A 19,029-nucleotide genomic window follows, 5' to 3' on the forward strand; every position below is an offset into this window, starting at 1 on the left:
GGACTGCCAACCGTGTCGCATGCGCGGGGGGAATCGCCGCCTGCCCGCCCTGGACATTGACCTTGCAAGAATACCGAGGGGGCAGACATGGGCCGGGGAAACCATTTTGATCGGTTGATGGCCTACGAGGGTGGCGCATAGGATGCGGACTCGTAGCCGCCTCCGATGTTGGATCCATATCGGTCGGCGGGAAGATGCCCCAATGACACGGAGCTCCCGGAAGTGAATCGCCTCCAGGCCGTCCTGCTCGCGTTGTTCCTCGCGCCCGCAGCACCGGCACTCGCACAGAACCAGGAAGAGGGGCTCGGACTCGATCTGAGCGGTGATCCCCAGAAGCCCCAGCAGGAAGAGACGGAAGCCGCCGCGGAGCCGCCTGCGGAGGAGCCTCCATTGCCCTCGTCTGTCGCCGAGGCCCCACCGGCCGAGCCACTCACGCCGGCCGAGCGCGACGTCACGCTCGACGACCGCGTGAAGAGCGTGCAGCGCAAGGTGTACCTGAAGAAGAACCGCTTCGAGCTGGCGCCCTTCGTCACCCTGTCGGTGAACGACCCGTACTACACCAAGCTGGGCACGGCGGTGCGCGGGGCCTACTACCTGGCGGACACGCTGGCGATCGCCGGGCGCTTCTCGATCATGCAGGTGCTGCCCGAGGATGACGTACGCATCGCCAAGTCCACCTTCCAGAGCCGCATCTTCTACTCGGTGCCCCAGTGGTCCGCCATGGGCGACGTGGAGTGGAGCCCGCTCTACGGCAAGGTGGCCTTCCTCAACGACATCCTCCACTTCGACGCCTACCTCCTGGGCGGCCTGGGCGTGGTGAACACCGAAGCGGCGACGGACTACAAGGTCGGCCCGCTGCCCGCCGCCGATCTCGGCATCGGCATGCGCTTCGTGGCCCGCGACTTCTTCGCGGTGAACGTGGCGCTCATCAACACGACCTACGTGGACAGGCCCAACTTCACCAGCAAGGGCGCCACCCAGAACCTCATGACCCTCAACGCCGGCATCTCCATCTTCTTCCCCCTCAAGTCGACTGGACGGGACGCCGAATGAAGACCGCCCACCGTCTGCTGATCGCCCTGGCCCTCGTGCCCGGGCTCGCGCTGGCCCAGGCTCCCGCCGCGCCGGCGACTCCCGCCGCGCCCGCCCCGGCTCCCGCCGCCAAGCCCGCTCCCGCCAAACCGGCCACCCCGGCCAACAGCCCCGCCGTGACCGGCTCGGCCGAGCAGGAAGCCGGTGACGTGTCGGAAGTGGACAAGGATCGGCTCGGGCCCCTGCGCGAGCGCGTGGTGCCCGTCTCCGGCCACCTCTTCCTCAAGAAGGGCCGCCTGGAGCTGAGCCCCTCGGCGACCTTCTCCATCAAGGACGCCTTCTATTCGAAGTACATCTTCGGCGGCGTGCTCACCTACCACTTCACGGAGACGCTGGGCCTGAGCCTGCGCGCCGGCTACTCCCTGCCCACGGTGGCCGCGGCCGCGCAGATCTGCACCTTCGAGACGACGGGTGGCACCACCACTCGCGGCTGCCGCCAGCCCACCTTCCAGGACCTGGACGACAAGGCGCCGGGGAAGATCCTGCTGACGGGCGGGCTCGACGTGCAGTGGGCGCCCATCTACGGGAAGATGTCGCTCTTGTCCGAGCAGTTCCTGCACTTCGACCTGTACGGCATCGCGGGTGCCTCCGCGATTCAGTACCGCGCGCCCGGCGCGACGGCGCTGACCGCGGGCGGCAACGTCGGCGTGGGCATGCGCTTCTTCGTCAACCGCTGGATGACGGTGCGCACCGAGTTCCGTGACCTCATCTATGTGGAGAAGGCCCGCAACCCGGCCACCACGCTGCGCAACCAGCTGCTGTTCGAGCTGGGTGTGTCCTTCTTCTTCCCCAACGCCCCCCCTGAATCATGAAACGTCTGCTCAAGCCCTTCTGCCTCTCCCTCCTCGGGCTCACGCTGACGTGGGCCCAGCCCTCGCCCGCGCAGAGCTTCGAGGGCCTGGACATCTCCCAGCCCAAGAAGAAGAAGAAGTCCTCGCGCAAGCCCCGCGGCAAGAAGCCCGGCGCCACCCAGGCTCCGGCCTCCGACGAGTCGGACTCGGATGACGCGGCGGACTCGTCGGCGGCCACGGACTCCTCGGCGGCGCCGGCGACTCCCGCGGCCCCTCCGGCCGAGGGCACCCCCGCCCAGCCTCCCTCCATGGGGTTGGATCTCACGGCGGACACGCCGCCTCCCACCCAGACCGCGCCCACCATGTCCTTCGACGCGGTGGACGTGTCCGGCAAGAGCGGAGACCGTCAGCGCCTGGACGTCGCCGTGTCGCTCTTCAAGAACGACGAGTACGACAAGGCGGCGATGAGCGCCTTCGAGATGATCCAGGATCCGAAGCTCGCCGGCCTCCACATGGAGGCGCGCTACGTGCTGGCCAAGGCCCTCTACCGCATGGGCCTGTACCACTCGTCGCTCGGTGAGTTCTCGAAGATCCTCGCGGTGGGTCCGGAGACGAAGTTCTTCCGCACCAGCCTCGAGTGGCTCTTCTTCATCAGCCGCAAGACGAAGAACGAGGCCGTCATCCTGGATGAGCTCGCGCGCCACGCCAACCAGGAGTTCCCCGAGCGCTTCCGCAGCGAGTTCCACTACCTCCTGGCCCGCTACCACTTCGTGCGTGGCAAGGCGCTCGACGAGGTGGGCCGCAAGGAGGACGCGGACAAGAGCTTCAACGAGGTCAAGCGCCTCGTGCTGCTCGTCCCCAAGACGGACGTCTTCTACCCGCGCGCCAAGTACCTCGAGGGCCTGGCCTTCTTCCGCTTCGGCAACAAGGCCGCCACCGCGTCCGCGCGCCGCACGGACATCAACACCCTGGGCGCCATCGACTCCATGAAGGAAGTGGTGCGCGTCACGCGCAACACCGCCGGCCTGGACGCGGAGCAGGTGTCGGCGAACCAGAAGCTGCGCGAGCTGGCGTTCATGCAGCTGGGCCGCACGCACTACGGCATGCAGCAGAACCGCTACGCCCTGTTCTATTTCAACAAGGTGGAGCGCGGCACCACGCAGTGGCTCGAGTCCATGTTCGAGTCCAGCTGGGCCAACTACCGCGTGGGTCAGTACGAGCAGGCGCTCGGCAACCTCATCACGCTCTCCTCGCCCTTCTTCCGCGAGGAGTACTTCCCGGAAGCGATGATCCTCAAGGCGGTCATCTATTACGAGAACTGCCGCTACCGCGAGTCGAGCCTCATCCTCCAGGACTTCGAGCGCACCTACCTGCCCGTGCATGATCAGCTGGAGCTCATCACCAAGAAGCAGCTGGACGCGAGCGAGTCCTACGGCGTGCTCGCCGACGTGCAGAAGAAGAACAAGGACGGCCAGGAGAAGGGCGAGACGGACGTCATCCTCGAGCGCATCCTGCGCCTGGCCCTCACCGACCAGGATCTCAAGAAGACGAACGACTCCATCCTCGAGCTGGAGGGGGAGATGGACCTCTTCTCCGAGAAGGGCGACACCTTCCGCTACTCCGAGCTGACCAAGCAGCTGCTCGAGGGCCTCAAGGTGCAGCGCACCGCGCTCATCGAGAAGGCCGGCATCATGGCCAAGGGCAAGCTGGAGACGGAACTCTCGGCGCTCAAGCAGCTGCTCGCCAACGGTCTGCGCATCAAGTTCGAGACCGTCACCAAGGAGAAGGAGTTCCTGGAGGAGCAGCTCAAGGCGGGCGGCCAGGTCTCCATCGTCAAGAAGTACAGGTACTCGGTGGCCGTGGCGGATGATCAGCTCTACTGGCCGTATGAGGGCGAGTACTGGCGCGACGAGCTGGGCACCTATCAGTACACGATGACCAAGGGCTGCGTGCAGCGCGAGACGGCCAACCGGAACGTCCAGCAGGCCAGCGGCAGCAACTGAGTCCATTTCCCCGGACGGGGGGCCTCCCTCCGGGGGGCTTCTCGTCGGGTGAGACTCGCTTCCGGGGGGTTGGATCCAGGTGGATCCAACCCCCCATCGTTTTTCCCAAACCAGTAGGATGGGGCTCGCATGGCCATCAAGCCCGTCACCATTGCCTTCGACGTGATGGGGAGCGACCACGGTCCGGCCGAAGTCATCCGGGGTGCCGCGCAGCTCTCGCTGGAGTCCCCTCACATCCACGCGCTGCTGGTGGGAGACCGAGCCGTCATCGATGACGTGCTGGCGACCACCCGGCACAGCGGCGAGCGCATCTCCGTGCAGCACGCCTCGGGGTTCATCGCCATGGACGAGAAGCCGGGCGAGGCCCTGGCGCGCAAGACGGACGCCTCGGTGTCGGTGGCGGCGCGGCTGGTGGCCGAGGGCGAGGCGGATGCGCTGGTGTCCGCGGGCAACACGGGCGCGTGCGTGCTCGCGTGCGCGCGCCACTTCCAGCTCCTGCCGGGGGTGCGGCGCGCGGCGCTCGCGGCGGTGTACCCCACGCGCATGCGCCACGGCGGCAAGGAGGATCCCTTCTCGCTCATCCTCGACGTGGGCGCCACGGTGGAGGCCACCGCGGATGACCTGGTGACGTTCGCGGTGATGGGGGCGGCCTACGCGCGCATCATCTCGCGCAACGAGCTGCCCAAGGTGGCGCTCTTGTCCAATGGCACCGAGTCCACCAAGGGGCCGCGCCACGTGGTGGAGGCGCACGCGAAGATTTCCGGGCTGCCGGGCATGCAGTTCCTCGGCAACGTGGAGGGCGTGGACATCCCCAAGGGCACCGCGGACGTGGTGGTGACGGACGGCTTCGTGGGCAACGTGTGCCTGAAGATGCTCGAGGGCGTGCACGAGACGGTGTTCGAGCTGGCCCAGTACGCGCACAAGGAGAGCCTGCGCTGGCGCGCGGGCCTGGCGATGCTGGCCGGCGGCATCCAGCGCATCAAGGACATCACCGACTGGGAACAGTACGGAGGGGCGCCGGTGCTCGGCTTCGATCGCATCTTCATCAAGGCCCATGGCCGCTCGCACGCGCGCGCCATCGCCAACGCGGGGAAGATCGCCGCCAAGGCGGCCGCCAACGAGCTGGGCAAGTCCATCCAGCAGGGTCTGGCGCGGTGAGCCTCCCGGACCGCATCGATCCCCGGCCCCCGCGGCGCATCTACCGCTGGGATCTGGACAAGACCTACCTGCAGACGGAGTTCGACTCCTTCCGGGACATCCTGCGCACGGCCTTCCAGAAGGCCCACGAGAAGCAGGCCGTGCCGGGCGCGTCCGCGCTCATCCGCGAACTGTCGGCCAATGGCGACTCGCGCCTGTGCATCGTCTCGGGCAGCCCCCGGCAGATGCGCTCGGTGCTCGAGGAGAAGCTCAAGCTGGACGGGGTGGTGTGGGACGAGTTCGTCCTCAAGGACAACGTGGGCAACCTGATGCGCGGGCGCTTCCGGGCGCTGCGCGGGCAGGTGGGCTACAAGCTGCCCGCCATCCTCGAGAGCCGCGCGCTCGCGCCCCTGGAGGCCGAGGAGGTGCTCTTCGGGGATGACGCCGAGGCGGATGCCTTCATCTACTCGCTCTACGCGGACATGGTCGCCGGGCGCGTGGACGAGCGGGTGCTCTCGCAGATCCTCTCCCAGGCGGCGGTGTACCCGGACGAGGTGGAGCGGGTGCACGCGGCGTGGAAGAAGATTTCCGTGGCGGATCCCGTGCGGCGCATCTTCATCCACCTGGATCGGCTCACGCCGCCCGCGCACTTCGCGGACTACGGCCCGCGCGTGGTGCCCATCTTCAACTACTTCCAGGCCGCGCTGGTGCTCCTGGCGGATGGCCACCTCACCGCCCCCCAGGTCATCAAGGTCGCCGTGGAGATGGTGCAGACGGCGGGGCACAACATCATCACCCTGTCCAACTCGTTCCAGGACTTGCTGCGCCGGGGCCTGCCCCTGCAGCAGGCGGCGGCGGCGCTGGTGCAGGCGCTCGAGGGGCCCAACGCGCTGCTCCAGGCGCTGCGGCCCATGCCGGACATCATCTCGGCCTTCACCAAGCGGCTCGCCGCGCTGGGCACCGAGCCCGCGCCGCCCCCCGCGCGCGCGGTGGACTACCTGGCCATGCTCCACCACGCCCTGCCGCGCACCCACAAGGCGCGCAAGCCTCCACCGGCATGAAGGCGCTCGTCACGGGCGCCCACGGCACTGTGGGCTCGCGGCTGTGTGACTTCCTGCGACGCCAGGGCGTGGAGGTGGTGGGCTGGGAGCGCTCCCGCGTCCCGGTGGACGACTACTGGGCCATGGAGCACTTCGTGCGCTCGGAGGCGCCCGACGTGCTCTTCCACCTGGCGGCGGCCTCGAGTCCCTCCCAGCGTCCGGACGACTCCTGGCGCGTCAACTACGAGTGGACGAGCGAGCTGGCGTGGATCTGCCGGCAGGTGGGCGTGCGCTTCGTCTTCACCAGCTCGGTGAGGGTGTTCTCGGATGGGGCGCGCGGGCCCTTCACGGTGGACTCGGTGCCCGATGCGACCGAGGGCTACGGCAACGAGAAGCGGCTCGCCGAGGCGCGCGTCTTCCACCAGTACCCCGAGGCGCGCGTGGCGCGGCTGGGCTGGCAGATGGATTTCGGTTTCTCGGGCAACCAGATGGGGGCGTGGCTGGAGACGCGCGCGCGCGAGCAGGGGCGGGTGGAAGCGAGCACCCGCTGGTATCCGGCGTGTTCCTTCCTGGACGACACCGTGCGGGCGTTGCTGGCGCTCGCGTGGGTGGAGCCGGGGCTCTACCTGTTGGATGCGAACGAGCGCTGGTCCTTCCATGAGATCGCCTCCGCCCTGAGTGCCTGGCATTCGGGCCGGTGGCGGGTGGAACCCAGTGAACATTTCGTGTTCGATCAGCGGATGATCGACGACCGGATCCGCCTGCCCTCGCTCAAGACGAGGCTGCCGGCTCTGCCTTGAAGGCAACTCGGTGGCCGGAGGCGGTCCGCCGGTGAGCACAAGCGCCGGGGGACGGTATCCAAGCGGGTTGACGCTCCCTACCTTGCCTCGTGGAGGGTGTTTCCGCCCCGAGTCCTCCATCCGGGGTCGCACGTTCGGGGTGGGCCCTCCCGTGCACACGAGGAGTGAGCCCATGCCTGGCGTGAAGTCCACCGTTCCCCCACTGCTTCCCTTGTTCCTGCTGGCCTGTGGGGGCAATCCCCCGGCCGCGGAGAAGTCCCCCGCCACCCAGGCCGCCGCGCTGGACTCGGCCGTGACCCAGGGCTGTCTCTTCCACGTCTCGTCCCGGCTGAAGCCGGGCCGCATGCCGCCCCAGAAGCAGATCGTCGTCACCCGGGAGGACGGAGGGGGATGCGCTTGGGGCGAGGGCAGCGTGGTGCTCGGCACCACATACGATGACTCCTCGCTGTCACTCGCCGCCAATGACCTGGGGGTCGCGGTCGGCTTCACCTCCAAGTCCTCGCCGAGCGGCTCCGCCGCGGTCTCCGTCCAGCTCCGCCACCTGGATCCCCAGTCGCTCGGGGTGCTGCGCGGGACGAGCCTCGGCGCGCTGAGCCCGACCCAGGCCGGCAATGTCAATGACGTGGAGCTCTCCCTCGGCCGGGATGGCACCACCCTGGAGGTGCGCGGCTCCAAGACGGGCGCCATTCCGGGGGAGGTGGGCTCGGGCAGCAACTACGTCGCCCTCTTCCCGGACTTCTTCACGAGCACCCAGGCGCCCACCATCACCGCTGGGGAGGGGTGAGGGGGGCCGACAGGTTCAGCCTCGGGAGGGGGGTGGGGCGTAGAACTCCGGATGCAGGAAGGGAATCAGCGCGCACGCCACGGGGCCCCGCCACATCTCGGTGCGGGTGAAGAGGCCGTTGGTGAGGATGCCCACCGCGCCGAGGCCCCGCTTGCTGCCGGTGCGCCCGGACACCTCGTCCATCACCGGGCCCAGCTCCTCGCCCCGCAGCGCGCGGGCGGCGATGGCCGGGGGGAGGGGGAAGCGCACGCCCCAGGTGAAGTTCTCCCGGCCGTCCGCTGCCACCACGGCCACGCCATTGATGAGGCTGTGGTCGGGATCCACGCCCCCCTCGAGTCCCAGGCCGAGCTGCGCGCCGGGCACGGCACCGAGGGCCGCCCGGGCGCGGTTGCGCGCGCCCTCCGCGGTCTCCGCGGTGCCGATGGGCTGCTCGCGCACGCCGCTGGGCACGTCCACCCCGACCACGGTGCAGCCGGGGAACGCCTGTTCACACACGGCCCTCACGGCCTCGGTCTTGGCGGGATTCGTCGAGCCGACCGCGATGCGCATGGACATGAGTCAGTTCCTCCCCGAGGGCTCGCGCCGACGGTCGCTGGAATTCATTCCCGTCTGGGGGGCGCCATGGCGCTCCCTGGCCGCCCGCCTGGATGGCCCCTCCGCCCACAGGACCCGTGCGGTGACCAGAAGATTCTTCGGGGTCCGGGTGTTATGGAGGGCATCCTGGCCGTCCTCCGGCTCCCGGACGAGGCGTGGAGGTGTAGCTCCCCGCCGCCTCGGCGAGAGGTGGACGGGGGTGGTGCCCACCCGGCTTGTTGCCCCCGTCAACAATGTCTCCATGAGCTACTCCCTCCCGGGGAGGATGCGGTATAGGTCGTCCCCTTAGATTCGCCCCCCTTGGGGCGTCAACCGCGAGATGACGCGAGACTTCACTGACACACCGCCCGCCGCCGGTGACCCGATGCTCCAGCCCGTGCCCGATGACGCGCGCGAGGCTGTGGCCTTCGAGGCCGGGTCCCCGGACCCCCTCGAGGAGCTACCGGTCCCCGAGCCCGAGGAGGTTTCACTCCCCATGCCCGCCTACACGGCGCCGTCCGCCGAGGACACGCTGCCGGATACGGATTTCCTCCCCCCGCCCAAGCCCTCCGGCAAGCCCCCGGAGATCGACCCGGACAAGCTCGATCCGGATGCCCTCAAGGTCATCCATCGCCTGCACTCCCACGACCATGAGGCCTACCTCGTGGGGGGGTGCGTGCGCGACCTGTCGCTGGGCCGCACGCCCAAGGACTTCGACATCGCCACGAGCGCCCACCCGGGTGAGGTGCGCGCCATCTTCCGCAACTGCCGGCTCATCGGCCGCCGCTTCCGGCTCGCCCACATCTACTTCAAGGGCGGGAAGATCATCGAGGTCTCCACCTTCCGCGCCAACCCCACCGAGCTCGTCGACTCTCCGGCCGACAACGGCAACGGCGAGGAGGAGGGGAGCGAGGTCGAGGAGTCGCAGAACCCGGATCTGCTCATCACCCACGACAACGTCTTCGGCACCGCCGAGCAGGACGCGCGCCGCCGCGACTTCACCATCAACGGCCTCTTCTACGACGTCGTCGAGGGACGCATCATCGACTACGTGCGCGGCCGGCGGGATCTGGACGAGCACTACATCCGCACCATCGGCGACCCGGAGATCCGCATGCGCGAGGATCCGGTGCGCATCCTGCGCGCCGTGCGCTTCGCCTCCAAGCTGGGCCTGGACATCGAGTCGCGCACCTACGCCGCCATGGAAGGGGCCGTCGAGGATCTCCCCCGCTGCGCCCCGGCGCGCCTGCTCGAGGAGACCTTCCGCCTCATCCGCGGCGGCGTGGCGGCGCCCAGTCTGCGCCTGCTCGATGCGCTGGATGCGCTGAAGATCCTCCTGCCGCCCGTGGCCGCCTACTTCAAGGAGCAGGGCCGCCGCGGTCAGGAGACCTTCTACTCCTTCGCCGAGGCGCTCGACCGACGCGTCGCCTCCGGGGAGCTGCTGGACGACGCCATCCTGCTCGCCGCGCTGCTGGTGCCCATCGCCCAGGCCTCGCCCGTCGTGGAGAGCCTGGACGCCGCGGGCCGCCCCTCGGTGTCCCAGGCCATCGAGGACTTGCTGGCCGAGTTCGTCCAGACGGCGCGGCTGCCCCGCCGCATCGCCGAGCGCTGCCGCCTGCTGCTCATCGCCCAGCGCACGCTGTCGGGGGAGCGGCGCAAGAAGACGGGAGCGTTCCGCCGCCATCCGCTCTTCGCCGACGCGCTCATCGTCTTCGAGATCTCCGTCGAGGCCACGGGCCGTCACCGCGACGCGCTCGAGGCGTGGAAGCGCGGGGATGTGCCCGCCGCCCGCCCCTCCACCGAGGGCTCCGCCGCCGCCGAGGGGGACGCGCCCCGCAAGCGCCGCCGCCGTCGCCGCCGGGGGGGTGCTCGCAGCAAGCCCGGGACGACGGAGGGGGCCTCCACCGCTCCGGCGGCCGCGGGCGCTTCCGAGTCCACGGCCATGGAGGCCTCGGACGAGTCCCTGGACGACGCCTCGGGCGACGAGGAGTCGGACGACACGTTCGACGCCGGTGACTCGGACGACGACTCCGGCGAGGACGCGGAGGGCGCCTCCGACGAGGGGTGAGCCGTCGCGGACGTGTCAGTTGGGACGCTTGGGCTTCTTGGGGCGCTCGGGATCGGCCTCGGCGCTCCCGGCGACGTCCGCGGTCGTCACCGCCTTGGAGCCGAAGCGCTCGGCGATGCGATCCAACGCCGCGTTGAGCTTGTCGCTGCGCTTGGGGGCCTCGGGCTCGGAGAACAGCCCGAGCTGCCGCGGCTCGGCGCCGCCGCCCAGCTCCTGCATGGAGACGCCGGTCAGCCGCACCGGCTTGTCCTCGTGGGCCTTGTCCAGCAGCTCCCGGGCCACGCGGTAGAGCGTCTGTCCATCATCCGTGGGGGAGGCCAGGGTGGTCCTCCGGGTGATGAGGGTGAAGTCCGAGAACTTCACCTTGAGCTGCACCACCCGGCCCTTCACTCCCGCGCGCCGCATGCGGCGGCCCACCCGGAGCGCCTGCGAGTGGATGTAGGGACTCAGGGCGTCCAGGCCCGTCACGTCCTCGTCGAAGGTGTCCTCGGCGCCCACGCTCTTGGCCTCGCGATCGGGCACCACCTCGCGCGCGTCGATGCCCTGCGCGAGCTCCCACAGGTGACGTCCGGCCGAGCCGAACCGGGCCTCCATCCACGCCACGTCCCGCCGGGCCACGTCGCCAATGGTTTCCAGCCCCGCGCGCTTGAGGCCCTCCTCCGTCTTGGGCCCCACGCCCCACAACCGGCCCACGGGCAGCGCCGCGAGGAACGCCACCGTCTCCTCCGCGCGCACCTCGCGCTGGCCGTTGGGCTTGGCCACGTCCGAGGCGATCTTCGCCACGAACTTCACCGCGGCGATCCCCGCCGAGGAGGGCAGGCCCGTCTCCGCGGCGATCTCCTTGCGGATGCGCCGCGCGATGTCCGCCGGCGAGCCGAACAGCCCCACCGACGCCGTCACGTCCAGGAAGGCCTCGTCCAGGGACAAGGGCTCGATGAGGGGCGTGTAGCGCTCGAAGATGGAGAACACCTGCTCGCTCGCCTCGCTGTACGCATGGAAGCGGGGCTTCACCACGATGGCGTGGGGCGCCATCTTCATGGCACGCGCCATGGGCAGGGCGCTGCGCACGCCGTACTTGCGCACCTCGTAGGAGGCGGCCACCACCACGCCTCGCCGTGCGTCGCCCCCGACGATGAGGGGCTTGCCGCGCAGCTCGGGACGATCCCGCTGCTCCACCGACGCATAGAAGGCGTCCATGTCCACGTGGATGATGGCTCGCATGGGTGGGCTCACTCTACGGGCTCCCTCCGACACGCGCGGCTCACGCTCCGGGTGGCACGGCCAGGGCGTGCTTCTCCAGCACCGAGCGCAGCTCCGGGGGCAGGGGACTCGTGACGCGCACGGGCTCGCGCGTCACCGGGTGCGTGAACTCGAGCGCGCGGGCGTGCAGGAAGAAGCGGCCGAGCCCCGGCTCCTCTCGTCCCTCGTACAGCGCGTCGCCCACGATGGGGGCGCCCACCGCGGCCAGATGGGCACGCACCTGGTGCAGCACGCCCGTGGAGATGCGCACCTCCACGAAGCTGTACTCCCCCTCGCGTGCCAGCACGCGGAACTCCGAGTGCGCCTCGCGCGCGCCCTCGCCGCCCTCCACCGCGGGCTCCACCCGGTCCGGGTGCCGCGGATGGTGGCGCAGGGGCAGCTCGATTTCTCCCTCGTCCGCCAGGGGTCCCGTCACCAGTGCCCAGTAGCGCTTGTCCACCGCGCGCCCGCCGAACGCCTCGCGCACCGCCGCCCACGCCTCGCGCGTGCGCGCCGCCACCATCACCCCGGACGTCTCGATGTCCAGCCGGTGGCACAGCCCGCCCTCGCGCTCGTCCTCCGAGGCCCCGGCGCACTCGGGGTGGCGCGCCAGCAGGGCGTTGGCCAGCGTGCCCGTCTCGCCCGGTTGCAAGGGGTGGGACGGGGTGCCCGCGGGCTTGTCCAGGAAGACGAGCGCCTCGTCCTCGTGCAGCACCACCAGCGGCGCTCCCGGCTCCGGCACCACCTCGCGCCGCTCCTCGGGCACCACCACGCCGATGCGCTGGCCCGCCGTGACGATGAGCCCCTTCTTCGCCGTGCGGCCGTCCACCTTCACCGCGCCCGCGTCGAAGAGCTTCTTGAGCCTCGCGCGCGACAGCCCCAGGGCCTCGCCGATGAAGAGGTCCACCCGCTGCCCGGCCTTGTCCGCCTCCACCACCAGCGTGTGCGTCGTCGCGCTCGCGTTCACTCGGAGAGTGCCTCGTAGACTTCCTCCGCCGTCTGGAACCGGTCATCCGGTTCCTTGCGGAGCAGTCGATGCGCCACCCGCGCCAGTTGGGGATCCGCCCGGGGGTTGAGGGCCAAGAGGGGAGGGGGCTCGGTTTCCAGCACCTTGTGCCACAAGTCCACCGGGGACTTCGCATCAAAAGGAGGCCGGCCCGTCAGCAGCTCGTAGAGCACGACGCCCAGGCTGTAGAGGTCCGTGCGCCCGTCGAGCGGCTCGTCCAATATCTGCTCCGGCGCCATGTAGCGCAGGGTGCCCACCATGCGGCCGTCCAGCGTCATCCCCGCGTCATCCGCGAGGAACTTCGCCAGGCCGAAGTCCATCAACCGCACCTGCCGATCCTCGTCCACCATGATGTTGGAGGGCTTCAGGTCGCGGTGCACCAGCCCGTGCGCGTGGATGTACGCGAGCGCCTCGCACACCTGGAGCAGCGAGTCCTTGAGCCGGCCCATCCGCTCCGGCCGGTTGAGCTCCTCCAGCCGCAGCACCGACTCGCGCGTCTCCGGAGGGGCATGGGGCCTCGTCCGGTCCTCCGGCGGCTCGAAGTCCAGCGGATCCAGGTCGTCCGAGTCCGAGTCCAACCAGGGTTCCACCGGCGCGCGTGACATCCGCCCCGGTGCTTCCGTGGAGCCCGAGCGCATGACGCCGCACTCCTCGCTGGGAGACTCCTCGGCGAAGGCCGACAGATCGAACTTCAGCACTCCGGACGGCTCGGACCCGTCTTCCCCGGACTCGTCCTCGGAGCGCTCCAGGCTCGCCTTCGCACGCACGGGCGAGACACGGGAGGCCTCCGACTTCAAGGCGAGGTAGTCGCGCAGGGTGAGCCCCTCGATGAGCTCCATCACGAGGTAGGGCGAGCTCTGGAACATGCCCGTGTCGTAGACCTTCACCACGTTGGGGTGGGAGAGGTCCGTGAGGGTCTCGAACTCGCGCAGCAGGCGACGTGCCGCGCGGGAGTCCCGGGTGGGAGCTCCCGACAGCACCTTGAGGGCGACCGGCTCGCTGGTCTGTCCATCGAGGGCCCGGTAGACGGTTCCGACTCCCCCACTGCCGAGTGTCTCGAGGACACGGTACCCGCCGATGACCTTGGGAAGCATCAGGCGGAAGATCCTAGAGACTCCGTCGCGCCGGGGTCAAACCACCTCGGGTTCACTCGGCTCCTCGCGGGTGCCCGTTGCTCTCCCGGGGCCCCGTTGGAATACAAAAGAGGGACTTCCGGGATCACGGCCCGCTTCCGGGCCGTGTGCCGGAGCCGACGGCTCAGCGGTTGAGCTGGTAGACTTCCATCACGCCGCGCCCGGGCTGGTTGGCGTCCGGCCGGAGCCAGCCCACTACCGGAGTTCCCGACTTCTCCACCTGCAACTGGAGGGGCCAGGGGGAGGACGTCTCGCCGGAGACGGGTTGATTCAGTTCCCCCACGCGCATCCACGCCGAGCCATTCCAGCGCCACACCTCGGCCTTGCCGGGCATGCTCCAGGCGAGCACGGGCTGCTCGGTGTTGTCCAGGGCGAGCACGGGCACCACCGAGGTGACGTCCACCGTGGAGGGAATGGGAATGGGCGTGCCCACGGCCGTCCAGGTGTTGCCTTTCAGGCGGCGCACCTGGATGGCACCCGGCTCGTTCCAGGCCACGATGGGCTCGCCGTTGGACTGCAGCACCAGGGAGGGGTTGCCGGGCAGGGCGTCACGCGCCTGCATCGGCCACTCACTCCATTCATAGGAGTAATCCTGGCGGCGGATGACCATGAGTCGGTAGCCGTTGTCCACGCGCTCGCTCCACGCCAGCGCGAGGGAGTCCAGGGTCGTGTTCGTCTCCATCGCCAGGTGGCGTCCCAGGAGGGCCGTGCCTTGCGAGTAGGTATTGAAGAACGAGGTGTCCTCGGTCGGCCCCCGCCAGTAGATCATCAGGCCCCCGAAGCCGGGAGCCGTCTTCGACCCCGCGAGCCAGGCGAGCCTCGCGGTTCCGTTTTTCGACAGGCGGAGCGCCGCCCGGTCGATCAAGGGGAAGGGACCCTCGGGATTGGGTCCGACGGTGAACTGCCTCGCCCAGTCATCCCCCTGGTGGCTCCACACGGAGATCGACGAGCTGTTCGCGTCCCGGCTGATCCAGCCGACGGTGGGAATGCCGGACTCGTCCAACGCGATGTCCGCCCCGACGTCGCGCAGATCGCTTGCGGGGAAGGGCTTGGAGGGGATCGACTTCCAGCCCTGCCCATCCCAGTTCCGGACGACCACGGAGGAGGAGGACGCACGCCAGGAGACGAGCGGGCGGCCCTCGCTGTTCAGGCTCAAGGTGGGTCCCTGGGCCGAGAGGAGGGGGGGCTCATCCGTGGGCAGCAGGCTTCCCATCACCTCGCCCAGCGGGATGAAGACGGGCACCTGCCAGGCCCAGGCCGAATCGACGTTCCCCGAGAGGAAGGAGTTACCCGCGGGATCCTCGGCCCGGCCCATCAGCGTGGCGGCGATGGTCTGGGGCGGCGTGATGTTCATCGAGTGGGCCGGGAAGAAGAGCGTCTTGCGGTCCTCGGACAGCCCCGAGGGGGAGAGCAGTTGTGTTCCCCCGCCGCTCGCGTTCAGGCGCAGGGTCAGGGTGCCGAGCGCCGAGGTGGTCAGTGGCTCGGAGAACTTGAGCGCGATGGGCGCCGCCTTCACCGGCACCTGGGGTTCGCCACGCGAGGGGAAGGTGGTGAGGAGCAGTGGCGCCGTGCGGTCCACGCGCACCTTGCGAGGCTCGCTCTTGTAGACCTGCTCGCCGATCCACGCCCGGGCCTCCAGCGTGTACTCACCCTCGGGCCAGCCGGTCGTGTCCCAGCGGTAGCTGGCGTCCCCGATCGTGGCCAGCCAGCCGTCATTCACGTAGAGGTCCACCCGGTCCGGAGCGCCCCCTGTCACGGTCAGGGCAATGCCCAGATCGCCCCGGGTCTCGGTCCGTTCGGCGGGTGAGAGGAATTCCACCTCCAATTCGTCTCCGCCACAGCCCTGGACCAGCGCGGCCGCGAGACCTACTCCCAGCATCCACCGTCTCGGTTGACCCAGCATGTTTGTTTTCTCCTGATGTTCGGCGAAACGTCGGGTTCCTTCACCCTGGGTCTGACGGTTCCGCCCCGCGGCCGCGCGCGTTCCCTCGCTACGTCGGCACAAGGCATGCCCCGTGTGAAGCCAGGCGGTACTTCTCTACCTCAAGATCAGGAGCGTTTGAAATTTGATTCGTGACACACGGATCGTGTGTCTTTCATGCAAATCCAGACATCATGGCGGGTAAATCCAGGGAGCCCCGTGGACGATTGCGTCCACCGTGGCGGCCGCGGAATGTGAGTCGAAAGACCCGTGGCGGGTCAAAGAGAGACGGAATCCAGAGGGCCCGGGAGTTTCCCGAGATGGCCGTGGACGATTCCGTCCACGCCCCGGTTCATCACCCTCTATGCGCTTTTCTTCTCCGCGCGAGCCTTGCGCGTCTGGCGGAGCTCCTCCTGCGTCTGGTGCGGCCACTTCTCCGGGTACTTGAACGCGTAGAACAGGAAGTCATCCGGCCTCTTCTCCTCCGGGGCGGTCTTGAAGAGCTGGTTGTTGATGCAGACCAGGGTCTTGTCACCGCCTTGCGAGACGAAAGCAGGGGTGGAGCGGCCTTTGTCGCTCTGGGCCTTCGGACTGTAGAAGTAGACCACGTCGCCCATGTTTCCCGCCTGTCGCATGAAGATGGGCGTCACCACGTCGATGATGGCCTTCACCTTGTCGCGATCCTTCATCTGTGAATGGGCGGGTGCTCTGATGCACTGAATGGCCTCCTGATAGATCTTCTTCTGGTAGGCCTCGAACCCCGTGTTCTGGATGATCTCGGCCGCCGAGAGGCATCGCTCCCAGATTTCGTATTTGCGTCCCACCCGGTTCATGATCGTGTGGGCGACACCCGCCCAGGACGTCGGGCTCTGCCCGATGGCCTCACCGCAGATCGTGGCGACGAAGATCTCGAACTCCTCCCGCCGATCCGCGGGGACGACGGGCATGGGCGAGTAGAGCGCCTCGATGTGGCCCGAGGGGGTGACGGAGTTGGAGCTGCAGACCCCCGAGGCGAAGACGCGTGAGACGAACGCGCCGGAATCGAAGGGAGCGAAGCCGACGGAGGCGTTGTGGCCCTCGCGCGCCGCGTAGTCCGCGATGGCCCAGACGGGCACGTTCTTGTCCGCCCCGTGAGGCAGGGGCGTCAGGACCACGAACACCTCCAGGCCCTTGACCTTCTTGAGCGCCTGCACGTCCTCGCGCGGCAGGCTCTTCAAGTTGAAGAACGTGTGCTGGAACCTGTTCTGGCGGCTCGTGACCGACAGGTTCTCCAGTGGAGCCAGCCGCGTCTGGATGTCATCCGGTGAGCACGTCGCCAGGAAGAAGAAGTCCTCGTTCCGGGGCGCGCGGGAGTGGTCGCCCGCGTTGGACAGGCGCTCGGAGAGCAACTCCAGGAGGAAGCCCTCCAGGTAGTCGCCCAGCTCCTCGAGCCGCTGGGTGTCCCCCTCCGTGTACAGAACGTAGGGCGTGAGCTGCAGATCCAGCGCCACGTTCTCGTGGAAGCCCTCGAACGCGCCCTGGATGGCCAGTTCGCCGTTGTTCAGCGACACCGTGAAGTCCGTCAACCGGGGCCTGTCCACCGTGAGCGCGGGCCGGGGAAGCGGCCGGAGCTGTTCCAGCGGCGCGGCCGGTTTCTGGGCGCTCTTCTCCTTCTTCTCCGGAGCGGGAGGCGGCGGGCGCGTGAGCGTGAGCTGATACTGGAAGGCCAGCTTTGGCGTCGACTCGACCCCGCCCGTCGCGAGGAGATGGTCCTCGTTCCACTCCCCCTCCTCATCGCCCGGTGTGGAAGCGAACCCCACCTTCCACCGCAAGCGCCCGGTCGTCGCCGAATCCCCGACCACCCACTCCATCCGGACCCTCGCCTGCTCATCGGGCTCCAGACCCTCGGGCGGCGTGGGATGGATGTCCACCGTCGCCTGGAGCCCCTTGAAGAGTTCGCAGAAGTCCGGCTCGAGCTGGATGCCGGACCCGACGTGCATCCCGAGCAGGCCGATCGCCTTCTGGAACTTCTCCTCGAAGGCGGGGGCGAGGGGGCTGAAGCGGATGTCCGCCTTCAACGCGTAGGCGATGCTCTTGGGGTCCGTGGGGAGGACCTCGACGGCCTCATTGCCGAAGAGGGACGGCTCGATCCGGTAGCCCATGCGCCCCGTGCCGATGAGGCCGAGTTCCAGGATGGAGACACGCAGTGGCCGGTGCCCCGTGGCATCTTTCTCCAGGACCTGGAAGACCTTCCCCTTGGGAACGAGCCAGGTCTCGCGTGGGTGGGAGGCCCGCTTGTCGGCGAGGCTGTCCCCCTGGATGATCCATTCGAGCCTGCACGGTATCGGCTCGATCACGTTCCTGCATTCTCCGCCTATCTGGACGGGCCAGTCGTTCAGGTCGCGCGGCGCGGGCTGATCCTTGCGCTCGGGCGTGAGGTTGATGCGAGGCGCCGCCCGGATCCGCAGGACCCCGTCATAGCCCAGCGGAAGGTGGCAGGTCGTGGACGGCGCTTCGCTCCCAGGTGCGTTCTCGGTCGGTGCCATGTGGGTGTCCTTTCCTGGGAGCGGATCAGCTCTCGAGTTTGAATGGGGCACTGCACGGCATCATGTCGCTCTGGCGCACGGGCCTCGGCTTCTTGCTCTTGGCGTCGAGCGGGCGCCGGACCGAGAACTGGTACTGGATGCCGGGAACCAGTGCCTGGACCTCGATGGTCGCGACGAAGTCGCCATTCGGATCACAACCCCCGCGTGGACTCTTCGGGTGCGGCGTGGCGTACCGGACGTCCTCCGGTTTCGGCTTCGGGGTGCTGCTCTCGGGAGCTTTGCCCTTCGAATCGAAGTCGATGACGAGCTCGAACTCGCGGGCGACCGCCCAGGCGGCGGCATCCTTCGTGCCGGGCACCGGCACCTCGACGCCCTCGGCATGGCAGCGGACCTCCACCACCTCGCCCTTGCGCTCCACCTTCAGGTCCCCCTCCCACCGAGGCGTGAAGTCATACTTGCCCTCCGCCTGCAGGCTCTTGAGGTCGGCGCTCGGATCGGTCGAGACGAGCTCCAGCTTGAATTGATGGACTCCCTCGAGGCTCGCGGCCTTGCTTCCGGCGGGGTAGGGCACACGTGCCGAGACGAGCCAGTCCGCGACGCCCTCTCCGCTCCGGACGGCGAGCTTCTTGGGTTTCAACGCGGCGAAGTTCTTGAGGACCTCCCACTTCTGGCTTCCCGGGAGCAGGCGGGAGAAGCGGGCGGTGAACTTGTTGAGATCCTCGGGCGTTCCGGACACGCACGCGGAAATCTCCAGCTCGCACACTCCCATCTTGGGAACGGGCTTGAAGGCGAGCACGGCGCGCGTCTGGGGATCCATCGGGCGAAAGCCCACCTTCCGGTACAGACCCGGCCGGGGGTGGGAGATGCGCAGGCTGTCGGACGCCTCCGCCTTCAACTCCTCGAAGCGCGCCCGCGTG

Annotated in this window: 14 protein-coding genes and 1 pseudogene; 8 read left to right on the top strand and 7 right to left on the bottom strand. The window is 68.8% G+C overall.

Annotation, left to right across the window (positions count from 1 at the left end; all coding sequences use genetic code 11):
- The first annotated feature begins 222 nt into the window (after nucleotides 1–222).
- The 7 genes from D187_RS31740 to D187_RS31770 all read left to right on the top strand — a co-directional run bounded on the left by D187_RS31740 (nucleotide 223) and on the right by D187_RS31770 (nucleotide 7,647).
- Nucleotides 223–1,053: an outer membrane beta-barrel domain-containing protein gene (locus D187_RS31740; protein ID WP_002624568.1), complete on the top strand. Its 831-nt coding sequence runs from the start codon at nucleotides 223–225 to the stop codon at nucleotides 1,051–1,053.
- Entirely contained in the window at nucleotides 1,050–1,904 is an 855-nt protein-coding gene (locus D187_RS31745; RefSeq protein ID WP_002624569.1) for an outer membrane beta-barrel domain-containing protein, read from the top strand. Before D187_RS31740 ends, D187_RS31745 begins: the two co-directional genes overlap by 4 nt.
- Nucleotides 1,901–3,886: an adventurous gliding motility protein GltC gene (gltC, locus tag D187_RS31750; protein ID WP_002624570.1), complete on the top strand. Its 1,986-nt coding sequence runs from the start codon at nucleotides 1,901–1,903 to the stop codon at nucleotides 3,884–3,886. The genes D187_RS31745 and gltC overlap by 4 nt, the downstream gene beginning before the upstream one ends.
- A 129-nt stretch (nucleotides 3,887–4,015) precedes the next feature.
- Nucleotides 4,016–5,044, top strand: a complete 1,029-nt coding sequence (gene plsX / locus D187_RS31755) for a phosphate acyltransferase PlsX (protein WP_002624571.1) — start codon at nucleotides 4,016–4,018, stop codon at nucleotides 5,042–5,044.
- Complete coding sequence (locus D187_RS31760) at nucleotides 5,041–6,084, top strand: phosphatase domain-containing protein (RefSeq protein WP_002624572.1); 1,044 nt, start codon at nucleotides 5,041–5,043, stop codon at nucleotides 6,082–6,084. The genes plsX and D187_RS31760 overlap by 4 nt, the downstream gene beginning before the upstream one ends.
- Entirely contained in the window at nucleotides 6,081–6,863 is a 783-nt protein-coding gene (locus tag D187_RS31765) for a sugar nucleotide-binding protein (protein ID WP_002624573.1), read from the top strand. Before D187_RS31760 ends, D187_RS31765 begins: the two co-directional genes overlap by 4 nt.
- A gap of 172 nt (nucleotides 6,864–7,035) precedes the next feature.
- Nucleotides 7,036–7,647 (top strand): hypothetical protein, encoded by a 612-nt coding sequence (locus tag D187_RS31770; protein WP_002624574.1) that lies wholly within the window; start codon nucleotides 7,036–7,038, stop codon nucleotides 7,645–7,647.
- Nucleotides 7,648–7,662: 15 nt separating this feature from the next.
- Here the strand turns inward: D187_RS31770 and yjjX are convergent, their stop codons facing one another.
- Nucleotides 7,663–8,202: an inosine/xanthosine triphosphatase gene (gene yjjX, locus D187_RS31775; RefSeq protein WP_002624575.1), complete on the bottom strand. Its 540-nt coding sequence runs from the start codon at nucleotides 8,200–8,202 to the stop codon at nucleotides 7,663–7,665.
- A gap of 403 nt (nucleotides 8,203–8,605) precedes the next feature.
- On the opposite strand from yjjX, the gene pcnB reads away from it, so the two are divergent.
- Nucleotides 8,606–10,288: a polynucleotide adenylyltransferase PcnB gene (gene pcnB, locus D187_RS31780; RefSeq protein WP_002624576.1), complete on the top strand. Its 1,683-nt coding sequence runs from the start codon at nucleotides 8,606–8,608 to the stop codon at nucleotides 10,286–10,288.
- A 15-nt stretch (nucleotides 10,289–10,303) separates the two neighbouring features.
- On the opposite strand, the pseudogene D187_RS31785 reads toward pcnB, so the two are convergent.
- From D187_RS31785 to D187_RS31810, 6 genes and pseudogenes are all read right to left on the bottom strand, one after another.
- Nucleotides 10,304–11,545, bottom strand: a pseudogene (locus D187_RS31785) (DNA polymerase IV); the annotation flags it as partial.
- A 4-nt stretch (nucleotides 11,546–11,549) separates the two neighbouring features.
- Nucleotides 11,550–12,494, bottom strand: a complete 945-nt coding sequence (locus D187_RS31790) for an RluA family pseudouridine synthase (protein WP_002624578.1) — start codon at nucleotides 12,492–12,494, stop codon at nucleotides 11,550–11,552.
- Nucleotides 12,491–13,627, bottom strand: a complete 1,137-nt coding sequence (locus D187_RS31795; protein ID WP_002624579.1) for a serine/threonine-protein kinase — start codon at nucleotides 13,625–13,627, stop codon at nucleotides 12,491–12,493. Before D187_RS31795 ends, D187_RS31790 begins: the two co-directional genes overlap by 4 nt.
- A 163-nt stretch (nucleotides 13,628–13,790) precedes the next feature.
- Complete coding sequence (locus D187_RS31800) at nucleotides 13,791–15,569, bottom strand: Ig-like domain-containing protein (RefSeq protein ID WP_002624580.1); 1,779 nt, start codon at nucleotides 15,567–15,569, stop codon at nucleotides 13,791–13,793.
- Between the two features lie 380 nt (nucleotides 15,570–15,949).
- The gene (locus D187_RS31805; protein ID WP_002624581.1) at nucleotides 15,950–18,112 is read right to left on the bottom strand and encodes a hypothetical protein; all 2,163 of its coding nucleotides are present in this window, start codon (nucleotides 18,110–18,112) and stop codon (nucleotides 15,950–15,952) included.
- 25 nt (nucleotides 18,113–18,137) lie between these two features.
- Entirely contained in the window at nucleotides 18,138–19,007 is an 870-nt protein-coding gene (locus D187_RS31810) for a hypothetical protein (protein ID WP_002624582.1), read from the bottom strand.
- Nucleotides 19,008–19,029: the final 22 nt, after the last annotated feature.

It is taken from the genome of Cystobacter fuscus DSM 2262 (assembly GCF_000335475.2).
In the GTDB taxonomy this organism is placed as follows: Bacteria; Myxococcota; Myxococcia; order Myxococcales; family Myxococcaceae; genus Cystobacter; species Cystobacter fuscus.